The following is a 2,020-nucleotide window of genomic DNA, read 5'->3' on the forward strand; positions in this document are numbered from 1 at the left end:
TCATTTTGGGTCCGCTGCGCGAACCAGCGGGAGCAAGCTCCCTCGCCACAAAAGTTTTCGTAGCATCCGTTATTGCGGCTTGCGATAGCTGTTGATGATCGCCGAGAAGTCATTGCCACCTTCCCCACGCAGACTCATCGCCTGATACAACTGTTGGGCCACCGCGCCAAGCACCACTGGCTGGTGCGCCTGTCGCGCCGCTTCCGTCGCCAACCCCAGATCCTTGAGCATCAACTCGGCACCAAAGCCGCCGGTATAGCCACGTGACGCAGGCGCCGTTTCAACGATGCCCGGCCACGGGTTGTACATCTCCGAACTCCAGCACCGACCAGTAGAACTGTTGATGATGCCCGCCAGCACCTTGGTATCGATGCCCAAGGCATCGCCAAGCGCCATGGCTTCGCTGACGCCAACCATGGAAATTCCCAGCAGCAGGTTGTTGCAGATTTTAGCGATTTGCCCGGTGCCGACCTCGCCACAATGGACGATGTTGCGGCCCATCTGAGCGAGTACCGGTTGCAGGGTGGCGAACAGTTCCGGGGTGGCGCCAACCATGAAGGTCAGCGTCCCTGCCGCCGCACCGCCGGTGCCGCCGGAAACCGGTGCATCGGCCATGGCCACACCCTGTTTGGCTGCGGCGCTGGCGACGTCCCGCGCGGTCTGCGGATCGATAGTGCTGCAATCCACCGCCGGCACACCTTTGCCGATCCCGGCCAGCACGCCGTCTTCACCCAGCCACACGCTGCGTACATGCACGGCCGCTGGCAGCATGGTGATCACCAGTTCCGCCCCGTCAGCCGCTTCGCGGGCCGAAGCACTGATGCTGCCGCCCAGTTGCTCCAGCTCTGCCAGCACGGTTTTGTTCAGGTCGACCATACGCAAGGCATGGCCAGCCTTGATCAGGTTGCGCGCCATCGGCGCACCCATGTTGCCGAGACCGATAAAAGCGATTTTCATGTCCGGCTCCTCAACGCAAATTGATCGTGGTGTTCACACCGTCGTTGACGCTGTCATCATCGAACCAGCGACTGGTGACGGTCTTGGTCTGAGTGTAGAACTGCACCACTTGCTTGCCATACGGACCGAGGTCACCGAGCTTGGAGCCGCGCGATCCGGTGAAGCTGAAGAACGGCACCGGCACTGGAATCGGGATGTTGATACCGACCTGGCCAACATCGATTTCAGTCTGGAATTTACGCGCCGCCGCACCGCTCTGGGTGAACAGGCCAGTGCCGTTACCGAACGGGTTGGCATTGACCAGGGCGATGGCTTCATCAAGGGTGTTCACTTCCAGCACCACCAGCACCGGGCCGAAGATTTCCTGGGTGTAGATCTGCATGTCAGTGGTCACGCCGGAGAACAGGGTCGGGCCGACAAAGTTGCCTTTTTCGTAACCCGCAACCGAGATCTCGCGACCGTCCAGTTCCAGCTTCGCGCCTTCCTTGATGCCGCTCTCGATGAGATCGAGAATCCGCGCCTTGGCTTTTTTCGAGATCACCGGACCGACGTCGGTACCCGGCTCGCTGCCGGCATTGACCTTGAGCTTCTGCGCCAGCGCCTTGAGGTCTGGCAGCCATTGCTTGGCCGCGCCCACCAGCACCACCACCGAGGTGGCCATGCAGCGTTGACCGGCCGCACCAAAACCGGCGCCCACCAATGCGTTCAGCGCTTGTTCGCGATTGGCGTCCGGCAGCACCACAGCGTGGTTCTTGGCGCCCATCATCGATTGCACACGCTTGCCGTGTTTGCCGGCCAGGTCGTAAACGTGGGTACCGACGGCGGTCGAGCCGACGAAGGAAACCGCCTTGATGTCTTTGTGGGTGCAGAGCGCATCCACCACGTCCTTCCCGCCATGCACGACGTTGAGTACGCCAGCCGGAACCCCGGCTTCGATGGCCAGCTCCACCAGCAGCATGGTCGACATCGGGTCCTGTTCAGACGGTTTGAGCACGAAGGTGTTGCCGCAGGCGATGGCCATCGGGAACATCCACAGCGGAATCATCGCCGGGAAGTTGAACGG

At 61.5% G+C, this 2,020-nt stretch carries 2 protein-coding genes; both read right to left on the minus strand.

The features are described from left to right. Positions 1-69 precede the first annotated feature (69 nt). Positions 70-957, minus strand: a complete 888-nt coding sequence (gene mmsB / locus D8V06_RS13170; RefSeq protein ID WP_056854913.1) for a 3-hydroxyisobutyrate dehydrogenase — start codon at positions 955-957, stop codon at positions 70-72. A 10-nt stretch (positions 958-967) separates the two neighbouring features. Further along, positions 968-2,020, minus strand: a 1,053-nt coding sequence (mmsA, locus tag D8V06_RS13175) for a CoA-acylating methylmalonate-semialdehyde dehydrogenase (protein WP_130931091.1), incomplete at its 5' end; no start/stop codon positions are given.

The sequence above is a fragment of the Pseudomonas sp. Sample_24 genome, from assembly GCF_004307605.1.
Taxonomy (GTDB): Bacteria; Pseudomonadota; Gammaproteobacteria; order Pseudomonadales; family Pseudomonadaceae; genus Aquipseudomonas.